Here is a 417-nt window from a genome sequence, read left to right on the forward strand (position 1 = left end):
CTCTATCTGGCCGCCAATCCGGACGTCGCCGCGTCCGGCCTGGACCCGCTCGGGCATTACCTCGAGTTCGGTCGGGTGGAAGGGCGGCCGCTGCGACCGCCCGAGCCCGAGCCGGTTTCCCCCGACTTCGATCCGGCCTTCTACTTGGCCGCCAATCCGGACGTCGCCGCGTCCGGCCTGGACCCACTCGAGCATTACCTCGAGTTCGGCCAGTTCGAGGGGCGGCCGCTGCGACCGCCCGAACCCGAGCCGGCCCCCTCCGACTTCGATCCGGCGCTCTATCTGGCCGCCAATCCGGACGTCGCCGCGTCCGGCCTGGACCCGCTCGGGCATTACCTCGAGTTCGGTCGGGTGGAAGGGCGGCCGCTGCGACCGCCCGAGCCCGAGCCGGTTTCCCCCGACTTCGATCCGGCCTTC

General features: G+C 71.7%; 1 pseudogene. It reads left to right on the top strand.

Annotation, left to right across the window (positions count from 1 at the left end):
• Positions 1-417: pseudogene (locus MKK54_RS07400) on the top strand (hypothetical protein); the annotation flags it as partial.

The organism is Methylobacterium sp. J-068 (assembly GCF_022829445.1).
Classification (GTDB): Bacteria; Pseudomonadota; Alphaproteobacteria; order Rhizobiales; family Beijerinckiaceae; genus Methylobacterium.